Genomic DNA, 14585 nt, shown 5'->3' with positions numbered 1-14585 from the left:
TTCTGGTCAGGGATCGGAGTGCTCGTCGTCGCGGGTGCGCTACTGGTTGTGTGGGTCATCGCGCTCGACAGCTGACCATGGCCGGTCGACTCTGCCTCGATGAAGGATCGACAACCGGACGCCCAATGCGGTGCCTCGAACGCGTTCTGGGGGTCGCGGACCCCGGCAGCTCCGTAAATGCTGGTGGGATGACGATGGGGAAACGGTTGTGAGCGCCACACTGGTCGCGCTGGTGTCGGTGCTGGTGACAGTGGCCTTGTTCGCGATCACACAGGTGATGGTCGTGGTCTCCGCTCGCCGGGCTGCTCGCGCCTCGATGGTCGACACTGTTTTGACCGCCCTCGAACGCGTCGCTCGGACGCACTCCAGACCAGTTGTCGTGCGTTTCTGGACCAAGCCCGAGATCGAGTACGCGCTCCTAGTACCGCGCTTACTTGTTGGGCTGCGTCGGAGGGATCGCATGATCGCCGTCTGGGCGCAAACTCGGGTCAACGCGATGCTTGCGGCCAAGACCCAAGGCGAGGTGGTGATGATCGCCTCCGACCTCAGCGGCAAGATCTCCGAGTGGTACCTCGGTCAGCGCAGCCGCGGCTGGTTTGACCAAGAGGTCAAAGATCATCAGCCCAAGAAGAACCGTACTGCGAGACGAGGGTTCTATACCTCAGCCCATGCCGTCCTTCTCGTGCTCCTAGCCTGCGCGTGTGCAGTACTCCCTTCTGCGGTCGGGTTCGCACTCGCCGACCGCTTGCTGCCGGACTGAATCTTGAGCAGCTGCGTTGAGCGACGTGCCGTCCCCAGGCAGACGCGACGCAGCCGACTAACAAGACGTCTCAGATGTGCGGTTGCGGATCGCCTGACGGACGCGCGAACGCATCGGGACCTGATTCTCAACCGTCGTCGCGCTCGGCGCGAAGCGCGCGCCGGCCGGCAATGCGCTGGACAAGCTTCCTTAGGAACACGAGCTCGAGCGCGACCATGATGGCCAGGCCGAAGAGAGCAAACGCGATGCGTGCCGCGTCGAAGCCTCCACTGAGCGGGATGATGGGGAGACCGATCATCAAGGCGGCACCCACGATGACGTTCCACCACGACTCGGTGAGTCCCGCAGGCATACGATTCGTCAGTTCCGGGCGATCCGACCGATCGGTGCGATTCCACCACGACGTCATGCTTCGACGCTACCCTGCGCCCGTCGACGGAAGCAGAACTTGGGCCCATCCTGCCGGGCGTCGACCGTCTCGATGGCCGATCGGCCTCCGGGCACCGCATGGCCAGCTTAGAAACCTCGGACCCGCGCTCAGAGGTCCGAAAACTCTCTGCGTCCAGACAGATGCACAGATGCCACGGGACGGCGCGCGCCGGCACTCCAATCCCTTCAGCGGGCGATGATTGCGCACCGATGTCACACCGACCCACCAACATTGGACCGTGACCGATCCTGAGCCCGACGAATCAACCCTGCCGCCACAACAGATCCACCTCGTCGGTGGTAGCAACTTCTCAACCTGGCCCGATCTCAAGTGGGCCCGGGGGAACACCCACGCGAAGGCGCTCGAGGCTAGTTTCGTGGAGTGGTCGGCGAGTGCTCCGGTGACGGTCGAAGCCGTCCTGCGCGAGGACCGTCAGGGGCTCGATTTTGTGGCGCGCGTCCCTCGCGGTATCCCCAAACACGAGTGGTCGCTGATGCTAGGGGACGCCCTGCACAACTTCCGGAGCGCTTTTGATGCCCTCGCATGGGGCATGGCACATTTCAACGACGCCCAGCCCGCGAAGCCCAAGGCGATCTACTTCCCGATTTGCACCGAACCGAGGCAGTGGAACGACGCGCTGAAGTCATGGGTGGGCGAACTTGATCCGGAGTTCCGGCACCGACTCCACATCGTGCAACCGTTCAACTATGTGCCGCCTGGCATGCCATCGGTGCTGAGGATGATTCACGATCTCGATGTTCAGGATAAGCACAAGGACTTCCTGACCGTCTCAGCGGACATAAATGGGCTTGCCCTCGACGGAGCAACCTTCAAGTACGAGAACACGGAGGTTATAGCGACACCCCGCATCGAGATGAGAACGGATGTGAAGTTCGCCGATGGCGTCGTGCTCGGGACGTTGCATGCCGGTGCGACTGTCGAGATGGTAGGCCAGGTGTTCCTGCGCCCGGCGATGCAAGTTCAGCTGACCTGGGAGGGCCGAACCTACGACGTGGGGACCATGCTTCCGCAGTTCATCACCGAGGCGCGGCGGTGCCTCGACATCTTGATGCACGGGCTCGCGCCTGTGGACGACCCCGACGGCGAGTGGTCGGAAATGGATGTGAAGGTCGGTCCGGCACCGCAGTGAGGTGTTCGGTCAGCCACCGGCTAGCGGGACGCGATCTGCGGCATGCTTCAGGCATGCCCAAAGTGAAAGCACCCGCTCCAAGAGGTTTGGCGCTCGTTCGAGTCCTTGCAGTGTGCGCGCCGCTCGTTGGGGCGGCAGCAGTCATCTTGGGCATCGCGCAAGCTCGATCCGGAGACGCCATCGGCTACCTACTTGTTGCCCTGGGCGCCTTAATGTTCCTGCTCACGTACTACTTCATCCGAATCATCCGGATCGTTCGCCGCTGAGCCATCGCCTACCGGGACGGCGGAGCTAAGGGTGATTGGCTGAGCGCCGTGACGGCCCCCGAAGTGATCCTCGTTCACGGCTTGTACCACCAGCCGCAGCACATGCAGCCACTCCGGGCAGCTCTCGAAGAGCGTGGCGCGATCGTGCACGTTCCTCGCCTGCACCGAGGGTCTCTCGCCGCAGACACCGGAGCCGTGCAACAAGTCGTCGACGCCTGTCGGAACGAGCCGATCTTGGTCGCCCACAGCTACGGCGGGGCGGCCGCCGCCGGTATGCAGGGAGCTGCCTCGTTCGTCTTCATGGCAGCCTTCGCACCCAAAGTTGGGGAGAGCTGCGCGCAGCTCGGTGGTGTCGACGCACCGGTGAACGCCTTCGTGCGACCGCACCCGGAAGGCGGCACGTTCATCCCGGCCGAGGCGGCGGCCGAGCTGTTCTACGCGGACTGCGACCCGCAGGCGGCGCAACGGGCGGTCGGTCTGCTCGTGCCGCAGGCCTCCGGGCACGGAAGAGGTGTCGTCGAAGCAGCCCCATGGGAGCACGCGGTCAGTCACTACCTCGTCTGCGCAGATGACCGCGCGATGAGCCCCGCGCTGCAACTCAGGATGGCGATGCGATGCAGCAGCCACGAAGTGCTCAGCGCCAGTCACTCCCCGTACATCTCACGACCTCAACAGGTAGCAACCTCGGTGCTTGGTAGCGCCGCTGCCCGGTAGCCGATCGACCACCGGACTCCGTTTGGTCCCGCCTTCGACTCTCTGGTCACTCGGGGTGACCGAAGATCGACAGGAGGATCCAGACGATGCCGATCATGGCCAGCCCTCCAGCGAGCACACGCACGAGCCCCGGAGTCATCGCACGCTGCGGACCGCGGCTGCTCTGCTGGGCGTCAACAAAATACTGCGCGATCAACGCCGGACGCACGAACGCAGCGACCGCTACCGCAACGATTGCCGGCCCAGCGATGATTCCCGGGATCCACATGGACTCCACCCAACCAGGTCGACTTGATGGTAGTGAGGCGTAGCTGTCCGGTGGCGATCCTTCACCGGGCGCATTCGCCAGCTGCACGCCTTCCGGCGGTCGAGAGGTCGGGTCGCGTTCAGGCCGATGCGGACGTCGCTGGCCCCGCGACCCATCTTCGGTATGCGGCGTCGACGCGTTGTTTCACCCGTGCATCAGGCGAGTTGTCAGTGATCTTGGAGGCACTCATAGCGATCGGGATCGTGATGCGGCGATCACGACCCTGCTTCCTCATCACGACGACAGCCCCCTCCTCGACCCGGAGCACGTTCATCCGCGGTACCCGTCGGACAGACACCAGGCCAATGAGGACGAGCGCGTCCGAAGCGAACACGACCTTCAGGGCGAAGAGCCTCCACCAGAGCAAGACCAGGAACGCCACCAGCACCACCATCCGAGGGTCAACAAACAAGGCGAGGAGGGCGGTGCCGATGATAAGCAATGACAGCAGTCCAGACAGCAGATACTTCGTAGCCGCGGAGAACTGCACTACCTCGTTCACCTTTTCCGCCGCTGCGCTACGACGGCATACACGATGGCTGGGACGATCAGCGGGGACGCCACCCACGGCACCCGGGGGAGCACTCCAGCACCCATCGTCATCCCTCCCGCTCGCCACGTCGGCAGTACCGAACTGCAATCAACCTAGCGAGTAACGCCGTGCGGGCGGTTCGACATGGTGCCCGTAAGCCGGTCGTTCACCGGGCGCCGGAGCGCGTCACGGTGATGCGATCGCGGATAACGTCGCCTGTCTCGCTTGACGAAGGCCGCTCGGACGTGTTCGTTGATGGCCTCCGACATCTCCCGCAGCGAAGTGAGGCCTACGGACCCGGCCCGGCTCGAACGGGCAACCACCCTCACCATGCTGCGGGCAGGACGCACCCTTACCGGGTAGATGCGCCTTGGGCGGGTTCACGTCGAGAATATCGCTGCAGCGCCCTAGCTCGGGTCTCGTTAGCCGATCGGCTTGCGGGACTGCTTCCACCGCTTGCGCTGCGATCGCGCTACGCTCAGCGAGGTGGGCTTGTTTTTGGTTGGGCTGGCAGTGATCTGCGTCACGTGGGGCTGTATCCTCATTCTCTTCCCCAGGCCGATCGCCCGTTTCGCGCGGAAAGTTCAAGGGGAGTTTTTGGGAGGGCAGTTCACTCCGGAACTCACACGTTTCGTCGGCTATGGATTTGTTCTCGGAGGCGTCACCGCGGCTGCGACGTTGGTCGCCGAGTTCCTCAGGCGCTGACGACCGGAGGATCGCCCCGTACGGGAACGCTCGCCGGTCGCTCGGAAGCAGTAGCTTCAGCGAACGGACACCGTCAGCGCGAAAGTCCTGGGTACAGGTGCGATCGTGTTCGGGCTCACCTTCATCGTGACGTCCGTCGTGCGCTTGAGTCGTCCAGACCTCGACGTCCTGCTCGCGGTTCTGAACATCGTCTTCGGCGCCCTCTTGCTCTACACCGGCATCAGACTGTGGCGATCCGCTCTTCGCGGAACGAACCGCGACCGATAGGCGATCGACTACCGGGCGGCGGCGCGGGCGAGGGAAGTAGCCTAAGGAAGCGGGCTGGACGAGGGATCCCCTCGGCGGGTTGCGATCGATCGGAGCCTCGTGTTCAGCTCTACCTCTCACTACCTGGCGGTGATGAACCCTGGCGGGAGCATCCCGTTCCCCATTTGGATCGTCATCGTCCTGGCGCTCGTGGCGGTAGGCGGTGTCCTCGCCTTCACACGAGGACGACGCAAGTGACGTCGTTTGCCTGGCTCCAGCCGGCCCGCAGCGAGGCGGTTGGCTCCATGTTCACTCGAACCCCTGCCCTGTGGTGAACATCCCGAGGAGCACCCCGGCGGCGGCCAGCACCCATCCGCTGATGATGATCGGGAACCACGGAAGCTTCTTCCGGTAGAGCTTGCCTGTTCGGCGGTAGTCGATGAGGTAGTCGACGATGCCGCTCGCGAACGGCAGTGCGCCGACGATGAACAGGGCGATGGCGAGAGAACGCATGTAGTTGATTTTGCCGACGTGGTCATGTCTTCGCCGCTCGGGTCTGTGGCGTGGACGAGGCATCGCGGCACGGTTGTCTCATTAGCCGGTCGTTCCACGGACGTGCTTGCTCGAAGCCGCCAGGCGGGGACCCTCGATGGTTCTGGTCCCGGGTGAGGCTCCGCTCTTGGACGCCTACGTCTGAGAGCGGAGCTGAGGATTTAGCGGTTGGGGTGCGCTTGTCGGTTGACGCAGCGGTAGACGGTTGCGCGTCCTATGCCGAACAGCTCGGCGAGTTCGGCGACCGAGTGCGTGCCAGCTTCGTGGACCTCGAGGAGATGGCGTTGTTGCGCGGAGCTGAGTTTGGGTTGCCGGCCGCGGAGGTGGCCTTTCGCTTTCGCGATCTGCATTCCTTCGCGCGTTCGGGCGCGGATGAGGTCGGACTCGAACTCGGCCACCATCGCGAGGACGTTGAACAGCAGCCGGCCGACGGGGTCGTTCGGGTCGTGGACGGAGCCGCCGATGTTGAGCTTGACGTTCTTGGCGGTGAGTTCGTCGACGATGTCCTTCGCGTCGCGGAGGCTTCGTGCGAGCCGGTCGAGCTTGGCGATGACGAGTGTGTCACCGTCACGACAGGAGGCAAGCGCTTCGCGCAGCCCTGGTCGTGATCTGTTCGTGCCAGTCAGGCCATGATCGGTGTGGATGTTGGGCGGGAGGACTCCAAGCCGTTCCAGCGCGACGCGCTGGGCGGTGAGGTCCTGTTCGTAGGTTGAGACACGGGCGTACCCGATGAGTAGAGCGTTCATGGCGCGAGGATCCACCGACTTCCCGAATCCGCCTCGTCTCGCAACGGGATCGGCTGACGAGACGCGACCACGACACGGAACGGTGCACGGTGATGACACCCACCGAAGCTGCTCAGAACGTCCCGCTCTGGAGCGTCGGCTATATCCCGAATCACTTGAAGAGGTTCAGGTGAACGGAACTTCAGGTGTTGCAAGGTGATTGCAAGAAATGGTTTTTGATCACCGATAGCGTCCTTCGCAGCAGCTCGGGGGGAGAGGGGCTTCCTCCGCGCCTTCGGGAGGAAACATGCTGAACGAGAACAGATCCAAGCTTCGCCTGCTGGCAAGCGCTGGCGCACTCATCGCGGTGACTGCGGGGATCGTCGTGCCGGTCTCATCGGCGACCGCGGCGACCGCTGGCAGCGTCATCCTGAATTCGTGGGAGGACTACAAGGGCCGCAACGTCTTTGTCCGCGAGGGTGCGTACAGCGCTACGACAGCGAAGGGCTTCGGGATGAAGAAGATCCGCACGAAACACAACATCAAGCTGATCAACTCGCTGAAGTTCGCCACGAACAACCCCAACGGCGGAACGGCGAAGGGGCAGAAGCGGCAGTACGACGCTTGGGCAAACAAGATCGAGTGTGTCAACGGCAAGAACTGTAAGTATACCGACAGCCGTCCGTTCCACGTCGTCATGGACTACCGCAAGGTCGGCGTGTACTACGGCGTCGACCTGCACCAGACCACTCTCGGGATCGCCACGGCGTACTGCACGAACGAGGACAAGGCGCACGATTGCCCGAGCTGGGTGGACACAGCCTTCCAGACTCCGACGGACCGGATCGGCAGCAAGCGTGCCGCCGTGCAGTCCGACGCCGACGTGAGCGAGGATTCCGTCACGCTCAGCTACGAGCCGCTCGGCCCGGTCACTGAGCCGTCGACCGGCGAGTCCGGACTCGACGCCGACGACTGAGCGTGCTTGCATCATGACCATGGACTACGCGACCGCAGATGACCGGCGCGCATACACGGAAACGTTCATCGCCCAGCTTCGGCACCTGTTCCAGACCGACACGGACTGGAACACGGGCATGGAGTGGGTCGGCGCCCGCGCCCTCACTGATGATGTTGCCGTCGTGCTCTACCGGGATCGGCCGAACGGCCCCGTCCTTGGCCGCCGCTACGACCTACCGCAAGAACGCGCACTGTTCACCGACAACAGTGCGAAAGCGTTGGCCGCTGAGGCATGGACGGGGGACTTCGTAGACCCGTCGGGCCCCGGCGAACCCCGTGCTGTGGATTGGGCTGACGGTCTCTGCGACACCCCGGGCGACGTGCGTTGGGTCGGAGTGGCTTGATGGCCCGGGTTTGCTGGCAGGCGTGGACGCAGCGCGAAGCTGCGTTCACGCCTGCTCTGCTTTGAGCAACTGCTGTTGCGGTGCGCGAGCTTCGCCAGCTGTACTACTCGCTGGCGCGCTGTGCCGCGGCAGAACCGAGCCCGCCGACCACAGCCAGTAGGTTCGTCTGGTGTCATCACGACTGCTCGCTATCGCCGGCGACCTCCGCCTCCGCCTGACGATCGCCTCCCTCGTCCTGCTCGCCGCGCTCTACCAGTGCTTCTGGAACCTGGCCGGCTCGAACATCACCGGCGACGAGAACATCTACCTGCAGAGCGGGTGGCAGTACGTCCACGGCGACTTCACCGCGAACCGGGAGCACCCGCCGACGGCCAAGTACCTGTTCGGGCTCGTGCAGCTCGTCACCGGGCAGGGTCCGATCGGCCCGCGGGTCCTCGTCGGCGTGCTCACCTTCGCGGTCGGCGTGGTCGTGTACCTGTGGCTGCGCCGTGAGATCGGCTACTGGGGTGCCCTGCTGGCGGCGGCCCTGTGGTGGCTGACGCCCCGCGGTGGTGCGGGTGCGCGGGTCGACCGGCTCGCCCTGCTCGACCCGGTGATGACGGCGTTCGCCGTGTTCGCGATCGTCGTCGCGTGGTGGTGGATCCGCAGTGAGCGGGCGTGGTGGCTCGCTCCCGTGTCCGGCGTGCTCATGGCCGCTTCGGTCACGTCGAAGCTGTCGACCATCGTGCTGCTCCCGGTGTTCCTGCTGCTCCCGATCCTGTTCCGAGCGTGGCGGAAGGGCCTCGTCGGTGGCGTGCTGTGGGTCGCCGCCTTCACGGTGACGTTCGTCGCCCTGTACGTCCCGATGGGCATCCGCTCCGCGATCCAGTACATGGTCGCTTTCCAAGAGGGGCAGAACACCAACGGGCACCCGATCACGATCGACGGCGACATCTACACGTTCGCGCCGTGGTGGGCGAGCTTCCGGTTCCTGCTCGACGGCACGGGCAAGGCGATGCTCGTCGTGCTCGCGATCGGGGTGCTCGCCGCCCTGGTGGTGCGGGCGGACCGCCTGGTCGCGTACGTCGGCGCATCCCTGGTGCTGCTCGTCGGCTTCTACGTCGTCGTCGCCAAGATCGCGCTGCCGACGTACTACACGGCGTGGATGCCGTTCGTGCTGGTGCTCGCCGCGATCGGCTTCGCGCGACTCGCGACCCTCCCGCCGAGGGTCCTGACCGTCCCGGTCGTGCTCGTCCTCGTCGCGACGCTCGTCGTCCCGTCGTTCCGGGTGAGCCAGGCCGTCGCGCGGGCGCACCCGACCGGGATCGCGCTGTTGCCCGGCTACCTCGAGCAACAGGGGGTGCCCGACGGTCGGATCCTGTTCGTGTCGGCGACCCCGACGCTCTTCCAGCCGTACGTCGGCAACCAGGGCACGAACCGGCTCGACCGCGGCCCGTACGTCGCCATCGTGGTCGGTCGCGACCGCCGGCTTCCCGCACCGGAGGCCGTGACCACGCTGCTGCAGGACGACGCTGCGTCCTTCACCACCGCCAGGTTGGACGGCCTGCGCGTGTGGGTCCCGAAGGACGGCCGCATCCGCGAGGACGGCGGAGCCCTCACGATCACCGACTGAGAGTTCACCGTCCAACTTGGCCACATGGCCAAGTCGGACGGTACGGTCGGCCCATGACCCTCCAGCAAGAGCACCGCAGCGTCGAGGAGCGGCGCGAGCAGCTCGTCGACGCCGCGATCGCCGTCCTGCGCGACGGCGGGATCAGCGCGGTGACCACGCGAGCGGTGACCGCCCGCGCCGGCTTGCCGCACGGCGCCTTCCACTACTGCTTCGCGTCGAAGGCACCGCTCTTCCGAGCGGTCCTGGAACGCCAGCTCCGCACCGCCATGGCGGTCGCGTTCGCACCGCCGGTCACCCGGCTCGACCTGGAGGCCCGGATCGCCTCCGGCCTGTCGGCGCACCTCGCGCAGACGCGCACCGATCCGGCGACCGCACTCGCCGTCGTCGAGCTGGTCACCCACTCACGACGCGACCCCGATCTGCGGGACCTCGCGGCGTGGGAGCAGCAGGCGTACCTCGACGCCGTCCGTGCGCAGGTCGAGGAGTGGACCGCTGATGACGGCATCCGCTGGGCCGTGCCGGTCGAGCACGTCGTCCGGCTGCTCATCGCGACCGCCGACGGCATCGGCTCGACGTGGCTCGCCGACCGCGACGACACGGCCGCACAGGCGACCGTCCTGGTCGCGGCACGGTCGATCGCGGCTCTGGCAGCCGGGAGCGGCGCATGAAGTGGCTGTTCCTCGGCACCGCGATCGTCGCCGAGGTGACGGCGGCGCTGTCGATGCAGGCCGCCGTCGAGCAGCCCGGGTGGTACGCACTCGTCGTCGCGGGCTACGTCGCCGCGTTCGCGATGCTGATCCTGGTGCTCCGCGCGGGCATGGCCGTGGGGGTCGCCTACGGCATCTGGGGAGCGTCCGGTGTCGCCCTGACCGCCGTGCTGGCAGCCGTCCTGTTCGGCCAGACACTGACCCTCACCATGGTCGTCGGCATCGTGTTGATCGCCGCCGGGGTGCTCCTGGTCGAGATCGGCTCTCAACGTGCGCTGGCACGTCGGAAGCAGGAGGCGCGCTGATGGCCTGGGTCCTGCTCGCCGTCGCGATCGTCTCCGAGGTCGGTGCGACGATCAGCCTGAAGCTCGCGACCGACGGCAAGAAGGTCTTCTTCGTGCCCGTCGTCGCGGGGTACCTCATCGCGTTCAGCCTGCTCGCGGTGGCGTTGACGCTGGGCCTGCCGATCGGTGTCGCCTACGGGATCTGGGCCGCGACCGGTGTCGCGCTGACGGCGATCCTCGGCCGGGTGCTGTTCCGCGAACCGCTGACGGCACTCATGCTCGGCGGGATCGCGCTGATCATCGCCGGGGTCTTCCTGGTCGAGCTCGGGCACTGACCGAAGCGCGATGAGCCGAACCTGGCGCATCGAGCCCGTGCTGCGCCACAATCGGATCATGACCGAGCAGCGTGACGACCAGCCGCGTGTGATCGCCGTGAGCCGCGACAGCGCCCACCGGTTCAGCAAGCCCGTCGTCGACGAGGTGACCCTGGTCGAGGGATGGGGCATCGACGGCGATGCGCACGCCGGGACGACCGTGCAGCACCGGTCCCGCGTCGCCCGTGATCCCTCCCAGCCGAACCTGCGGCAGGTCCACCTGCTCCACGCCGAGGTGTTCGACGACGTCGCCGAGGCCGGGTACCACCTCGAGCCGGGCCAGATGGGTGAGAACGTCACGACCCGCGGGGTCGATCTGCTCGGCCTGCCGACCGGCACGGTGCTGCACCTCGGTGACCAGGCCCGGGTCTGCTTGACCGGCCTGCGGAACCCGTGCCAGCAGATCAACGACTTCGACCCTGGCCTGTTGCGACAGGTGCTGGGCCGCGCCGACGACGGCTCGGTGGAGCGCAAGGGCGGTGTCATGAGCGTCGTCGAGGCCGGCGGCGTGGTGCGCGCGGGCGACACCGTCCGGATCGAGCTCCCCGCTGGTGAGCGGCAGCCGCTGACCCCGGTGTGACCGGCGGTCAGTCCTCCGCAGCAGCTCCGGCCTGCTCGTACAGACTCGTCGCCAGGTCGTTGAGCACCTCGTGCAGCTCCCCGCCGTGCGCACGGTCCACGGCCCGGAGCATCGCCGCGTACCGCTGTCGGTAGTCCGCGACGACGGCGTCGCCGGCCGGCAGCAGCCGCAGGAGCGCCCCGCGACGATCAGCCGGGTTCGGCGCGCGCTCGAGCAGTCCGGCGGTGCTCATCCGGTCGACCATGTTCGTGACCGCGCCCGAGGTCAGTCCGAGGTACCCGGCCACCTCGGTCGGCGTGGAGTACCCGGTGTCGCTGACGAGCACGAGCGCCCGGAGCGCGTTCTCGTGCACCCCGGCGCGGGCGCTGAGCTGGCTCACCAGGCTGGCGTTCGCGCGCACGACGGCGGTGAACGCGGCCATGAGGTCGGCTGCGTCATCGTGTGCTGCGGCTGTCACGAGGGGAATCCTTGCATGTCGGGCAGCAGGGGGACGGGAGCGTCCCCCGCACTGGGGTGATTGTGTGAGTGGCTAATTTGGTCAACCGATGACTATCTTAATGATTGAAGCAAATCAGCCCGAATGACTTGCTCCCCCCAACCACCGCGAACCACCGAACCGATGAGGTACACCGTGTCCACCAAGCTCCGCACCTCCGCGCTGAAGCGGATCCGTTTCGCCCCCGTGGCGCTCCTCGCCGGCATCTTCGCCGCCGTCCTCCTCTCCCTCTCGCTCACCGGCACCCTGTCCGGGTTCGCGGCGAGCATCACCAACAGCAGCAACACCGCCGCCAGCGGCACGCTGATCATGCAGGAGCAGAACGCCGGCGCAACCGTCACCTGCCTCAGCACCGACGGCGGTTCGGTCTCGACGAACTCCGCGACCTGCTCGACCATCAACAAGTTCGGTGGCAGCACGACGATGACCCCGGGCAACACGGTCAACACCGCGATCTCGATCAAGAACACCGGCACCGCAGCCGCGAGCACGTTCACCCTGAACCCGGGCAGCACGTGCACCCAGTCGAACAACGGTTCCTCGAACGGCACCGCGACCGACCTCTGCGCCAAGATGAACCTCGTCATCACCTCGGGCTCGACCACGGTCTTCAGTGGCACGCTCGCCAGCTTCAAGGGTGCTGCAGCGTCGGCCTTCACGATGCCCGCGGCTCCGGCGGCCGGCGCGTCGACGCCGTTCAACTTCGCGGTGACCCTCGACTCCTCTGCGGGCAACACCTACCAGGGCCTCGCGGCCTCGGTCCCCATGACCTGGACGTTCACGGCCTGATCCCGATCCGGGTCGGCACCCCCCCCAGCCGGCCCGGAACGCACCGTGACCCCAGACCGGCGACGCTCGACCGAACCCCCCTCCGGCCGAGCGTCGCCACCCCCGTTCCCCGAAGACCAGCACCCCGGAAGCCGCAGGAGCAGCACATGAGCCAGACCGCAGCGATCCCGCTCAGCGGCATGCTCGACCGTCCGGCTCTCCGGGGTCGCGCGGTCACCCGGTCCGAGTCCACCCTCGCCTGGTTGCTCGCCCTGGTCGCCGCCGTGCTGCTCACCGCCGCCGTGCTGTTCCTGTCCGCCGGTGGCCGCTGGTTCGTCGTCGAGACGCCGTCGATGGGCGAGGCCGCCCCGGTCGGGACCCTCGTGCTCGACCTGCCGGTGGACGTCGCCACGCTGCGTGTCGGCGACATCGTCTCGTTCGAGACCTCCGCCAACCCGGACGTCGTCTACACGCACCGCATCATCGCGATCGACGCCGACGGTGGCCTGCACACCCGCGGCGACGTGAACGGCGCCGCCGACCCGTGGACCCTGTCGCAGGCCGACGTCATCGGCACCCCGGCGCTGCTGGTCCCCCACCTCGGCTGGCTGTTCCGCGCCGCCCCGATCCTGCTCATCGGCACGCTGCTCATCCTGACCCTCACCAGCGCCTTCACCGACCGCGTCACCCGCACGTGCCTGCGGATCGCCGGCTCCGCGCTCACCGTGTCGTACGCGGCGTTCCTGCTGAAGCCGTTCGTCAACGTCACGACGATCACGAACACCTCGAGCCCGACGGGTGTCGAGGCCACCGTGATCTCGTCCGGCATCTTCCCGGTCCGCGTTGACGCCCACGGCGGCAACACCGTGCACCTGGTCGACGGCGAGGTCGGCCGCGTCGTGATCCACGAGCTCACGAAGAACGGGCACTACCAGCTGACCTCGAACATCGATCTCGACCCGATGGGCTGGGTCGCCCTGATCGCGGTCTGCTTGGTCCCGCTCGTCGCCTGCCTGGCCGTCGGTCGCGTCGAGGCGGTGCGTGCATCGTGAGCGTCCGCCGCCTGCGCGACGGCCGCGTCGTCGCCCTCCTCCTCGTGGTCGCCCTGGTCGTCGTCGTCCTGCTGAACCACTTCGCGCCGACGCGGTCCGCCTACAGCGCGACCATCCGGAACGACACGAACTCCGCCGCGACCGCTCCCTACTTCACCTGCTCGGGCGCCGTCGCAGCCGACGCCGCCAACGCACTGTTCGCCTACCGTCTCACCGAGGCGACGAACGCCAAGACCGCCACGGACTCGTCGGGCAGGGGCGCGAACGGCACCTACCAGGGCGCGATGACCACGGCCACCACGACCCCGATCGCCTGCCCGCGGGACAGCGGCGGCGCCTACGTCCTGAACGGCTCGACGAGCTACGTCTCCACCCCGACCTCGTACGCCAACCCGACGACCTTCAGCGAAGAGGTCTGGTTCAAGACCACGGTCGCCGGCGGACAGCTCATCGGCTTCGGCAGCAGCCAGACCGGCGGCTCCGGACAGCACGACCGGAAGCTCTACCTCAACACGAGCGGCCAGCTGGTCTTCGGTACCTACAACGGCACGACCCAGGTCGTGACCTCGCCCAAGGTGTACACCGACGGCTCGTGGCACCACGCCGTGACGACGATGTCGCCGACCAACGGCATGCGTCTGTACGTCGACGGTGCGCTGGTCGCGTCGAACACGACGTACAAGACGCCCGAGAGCTACACCGGCTGGTACCGGATCGGCTACGACACCGTCAGCGGGTGGCCGGGCTCGCCCGCCAACGCCTACTTCACCGGGTCCATGCGGTACGCGGCCGTCTACGGAACGGAACTGTCGGCCACCCAGGTCGCCAACCACGCGGCAGCCGGTCGCTGACGCGCCACGGACCGGACGGGAGGCCCGTGGCGGACCCGTCACGGGCCTCCCGTCCGACTCGTGGTCGCGTCGAGAACGCGACCCGTCATCGCGGGACCGCCGTCAGTAGTGTT

General features: G+C 66.7%; 20 protein-coding genes. 14 read left to right on the top strand and 6 right to left on the bottom strand.

Annotation, left to right across the window (positions count from 1 at the left end; all coding sequences use genetic code 11):
* Positions 1 to 208: 208 nt before the first annotated feature.
* Positions 209 to 760 carry a hypothetical protein gene (locus ITJ59_RS11850; RefSeq protein WP_194651281.1) on the top strand — a complete coding sequence of 184 codons (552 nt, stop codon included), beginning with the start codon at positions 209 to 211 and terminating at the stop codon, positions 758 to 760.
* Between the two features lie 127 nt (positions 761 to 887).
* On the opposite strand, the gene ITJ59_RS11845 is transcribed toward ITJ59_RS11850, so the two are convergent.
* Positions 888 to 1169 carry a hypothetical protein gene (locus ITJ59_RS11845; protein WP_194651280.1) on the bottom strand — a complete coding sequence of 94 codons (282 nt, stop codon included), beginning with the start codon at positions 1167 to 1169 and terminating at the stop codon, positions 888 to 890.
* A gap of 259 nt (positions 1170 to 1428) precedes the next feature.
* Here ITJ59_RS11845 and ITJ59_RS11840 point away from each other — a divergent pair, with 259 nt between their 5' ends.
* Positions 1429 to 2340 (top strand): hypothetical protein, encoded by a 912-nt coding sequence (locus ITJ59_RS11840; protein WP_194651279.1) that lies wholly within the window; start codon positions 1429 to 1431, stop codon positions 2338 to 2340.
* 314 nt (positions 2341 to 2654) lie between these two features.
* A complete protein-coding gene (locus tag ITJ59_RS11835; protein ID WP_323749483.1) occupies positions 2655 to 3320 on the top strand; it encodes an alpha/beta hydrolase in 666 nt (221 codons plus the stop codon).
* Between the two features lie 46 nt (positions 3321 to 3366).
* Here ITJ59_RS11835 and ITJ59_RS11830 read toward each other — a convergent pair whose 3' ends face one another.
* Complete coding sequence (locus ITJ59_RS11830; protein ID WP_194651278.1) at positions 3367 to 3588, bottom strand: hypothetical protein; 222 nt, start codon at positions 3586 to 3588, stop codon at positions 3367 to 3369.
* 118 nt (positions 3589 to 3706) lie between these two features.
* Positions 3707 to 4117, bottom strand: coding sequence for a hypothetical protein (locus ITJ59_RS11825; RefSeq protein ID WP_194651277.1), 411 nt, complete (start codon positions 4115 to 4117; stop codon positions 3707 to 3709).
* An 852-nt stretch (positions 4118 to 4969) separates the two neighbouring features.
* Between ITJ59_RS11825 and ITJ59_RS11820 the strand changes: the two genes are divergently transcribed.
* Positions 4970 to 5131, top strand: coding sequence for a hypothetical protein (locus ITJ59_RS11820; RefSeq protein WP_194651276.1), 162 nt, complete (start codon positions 4970 to 4972; stop codon positions 5129 to 5131).
* 288 nt (positions 5132 to 5419) lie between these two features.
* On the opposite strand, the gene ITJ59_RS11815 is transcribed toward ITJ59_RS11820, so the two are convergent.
* Together ITJ59_RS11815 and ITJ59_RS11810 are read right to left on the bottom strand one after the other, a co-directional pair.
* Entirely contained in the window at positions 5420 to 5623 is a 204-nt protein-coding gene (locus ITJ59_RS11815) for a hypothetical protein (protein WP_194651275.1), read from the bottom strand.
* A 200-nt stretch (positions 5624 to 5823) separates the two neighbouring features.
* Positions 5824 to 6408, bottom strand: coding sequence for a recombinase family protein (locus ITJ59_RS11810; RefSeq protein WP_194651274.1), 585 nt, complete (start codon positions 6406 to 6408; stop codon positions 5824 to 5826).
* A gap of 286 nt (positions 6409 to 6694) precedes the next feature.
* Between ITJ59_RS11810 and ITJ59_RS11805 the strand changes: the two genes are divergently transcribed.
* The 7 genes from ITJ59_RS11805 (at position 6695) to ITJ59_RS11775 (ending at position 11305) form a co-directional block, all read left to right on the top strand.
* Complete coding sequence (locus tag ITJ59_RS11805) at positions 6695 to 7363, top strand: hypothetical protein (protein WP_194651273.1); 669 nt, start codon at positions 6695 to 6697, stop codon at positions 7361 to 7363.
* Positions 7364 to 7382: 19 nt separating this feature from the next.
* Positions 7383 to 7748, top strand: a complete 366-nt coding sequence (locus ITJ59_RS11800) for a hypothetical protein (protein ID WP_194651272.1) — start codon at positions 7383 to 7385, stop codon at positions 7746 to 7748.
* 169 nt (positions 7749 to 7917) lie between these two features.
* Positions 7918 to 9360: a glycosyltransferase family 39 protein gene (locus ITJ59_RS11795; RefSeq protein WP_194651271.1), complete on the top strand. Its 1443-nt coding sequence runs from the start codon at positions 7918 to 7920 to the stop codon at positions 9358 to 9360.
* 53 nt (positions 9361 to 9413) lie between these two features.
* Positions 9414 to 10028, top strand: coding sequence for a TetR/AcrR family transcriptional regulator (locus ITJ59_RS11790; RefSeq protein WP_194651270.1), 615 nt, complete (start codon positions 9414 to 9416; stop codon positions 10026 to 10028).
* Positions 10025 to 10372, top strand: a complete 348-nt coding sequence (locus ITJ59_RS11785; protein ID WP_194651269.1) for a DMT family transporter — start codon at positions 10025 to 10027, stop codon at positions 10370 to 10372. Before ITJ59_RS11790 ends, ITJ59_RS11785 begins: the two co-directional genes overlap by 4 nt.
* Positions 10372 to 10686 carry a DMT family transporter gene (locus ITJ59_RS11780; protein WP_194651268.1) on the top strand — a complete coding sequence of 105 codons (315 nt, stop codon included), beginning with the start codon at positions 10372 to 10374 and terminating at the stop codon, positions 10684 to 10686. The genes ITJ59_RS11785 and ITJ59_RS11780 overlap by 1 nt, the downstream gene beginning before the upstream one ends.
* A gap of 58 nt (positions 10687 to 10744) precedes the next feature.
* On the top strand, positions 10745 to 11305 hold the full coding sequence (locus ITJ59_RS11775) for an MOSC domain-containing protein (protein WP_194651267.1): 561 nt from the start codon (positions 10745 to 10747) through the stop codon (positions 11303 to 11305).
* A gap of 7 nt (positions 11306 to 11312) precedes the next feature.
* On the opposite strand, the gene ITJ59_RS11770 is transcribed toward ITJ59_RS11775, so the two are convergent.
* Positions 11313 to 11762, bottom strand: coding sequence for a MarR family winged helix-turn-helix transcriptional regulator (locus ITJ59_RS11770; protein WP_194651266.1), 450 nt, complete (start codon positions 11760 to 11762; stop codon positions 11313 to 11315).
* Between the two features lie 174 nt (positions 11763 to 11936).
* On the opposite strand from ITJ59_RS11770, the gene ITJ59_RS11765 reads away from it, so the two are divergent.
* The 3 genes from ITJ59_RS11765 (at position 11937) to ITJ59_RS11755 (ending at position 14472) form a co-directional block, all read left to right on the top strand.
* Complete coding sequence (locus ITJ59_RS11765) at positions 11937 to 12590, top strand: hypothetical protein (RefSeq protein ID WP_194651265.1); 654 nt, start codon at positions 11937 to 11939, stop codon at positions 12588 to 12590.
* A gap of 146 nt (positions 12591 to 12736) precedes the next feature.
* Positions 12737 to 13621 (top strand): S26 family signal peptidase, encoded by an 885-nt coding sequence (locus ITJ59_RS11760; RefSeq protein WP_194651264.1) that lies wholly within the window; start codon positions 12737 to 12739, stop codon positions 13619 to 13621.
* Positions 13618 to 14472 carry a LamG domain-containing protein gene (locus tag ITJ59_RS11755; RefSeq protein ID WP_194651263.1) on the top strand — a complete coding sequence of 285 codons (855 nt, stop codon included), beginning with the start codon at positions 13618 to 13620 and terminating at the stop codon, positions 14470 to 14472. Before ITJ59_RS11760 ends, ITJ59_RS11755 begins: the two co-directional genes overlap by 4 nt.
* Positions 14473 to 14585: the final 113 nt, after the last annotated feature.

This window comes from Curtobacterium sp. VKM Ac-1393, from assembly GCF_015350995.1.
Lineage (GTDB): Bacteria > Actinomycetota > Actinomycetes > Actinomycetales > Microbacteriaceae > Curtobacterium.
The sequence above is the reverse complement of the archived record's forward strand: the minus strand, read 5'-3'. Positions and strand labels throughout refer to the sequence as shown.

Excerpts from the sequence above, each read along its gene's own strand:
- ITJ59_RS11845 (WP_194651280.1), bottom strand. The coding sequence starts at position 1,169 with ATGACGTCGTGGTGGAATCGCACCGATCGGTCGGATCGCCCGGAACTG.
- ITJ59_RS11830 (WP_194651278.1), bottom strand. The coding sequence starts at position 3,588 with ATGTGGATCCCGGGAATCATCGCTGGGCCGGCAATCGTTGCGGTAGCG.
- ITJ59_RS11815 (WP_194651275.1), bottom strand. The coding sequence starts at position 5,623 with ATGCGTTCTCTCGCCATCGCCCTGTTCATCGTCGGCGCACTGCCGTTC.
- ITJ59_RS11810 (WP_194651274.1), bottom strand. The coding sequence starts at position 6,408 with ATGAACGCTCTACTCATCGGGTACGCCCGTGTCTCAACCTACGAACAG.
- ITJ59_RS11805 (WP_194651273.1), top strand. The coding sequence starts at position 6,695 with ATGCTGAACGAGAACAGATCCAAGCTTCGCCTGCTGGCAAGCGCTGGC.
- ITJ59_RS11800 (WP_194651272.1), top strand. The coding sequence starts at position 7,383 with ATGGACTACGCGACCGCAGATGACCGGCGCGCATACACGGAAACGTTC.
- ITJ59_RS11790 (WP_194651270.1), top strand. The coding sequence starts at position 9,414 with ATGACCCTCCAGCAAGAGCACCGCAGCGTCGAGGAGCGGCGCGAGCAG.
- ITJ59_RS11785 (WP_194651269.1), top strand. The coding sequence starts at position 10,025 with ATGAAGTGGCTGTTCCTCGGCACCGCGATCGTCGCCGAGGTGACGGCG.
- ITJ59_RS11780 (WP_194651268.1), top strand. The coding sequence starts at position 10,372 with ATGGCCTGGGTCCTGCTCGCCGTCGCGATCGTCTCCGAGGTCGGTGCG.
- ITJ59_RS11775 (WP_194651267.1), top strand. The coding sequence starts at position 10,745 with ATGACCGAGCAGCGTGACGACCAGCCGCGTGTGATCGCCGTGAGCCGC.
- ITJ59_RS11760 (WP_194651264.1), top strand. The coding sequence starts at position 12,737 with ATGAGCCAGACCGCAGCGATCCCGCTCAGCGGCATGCTCGACCGTCCG.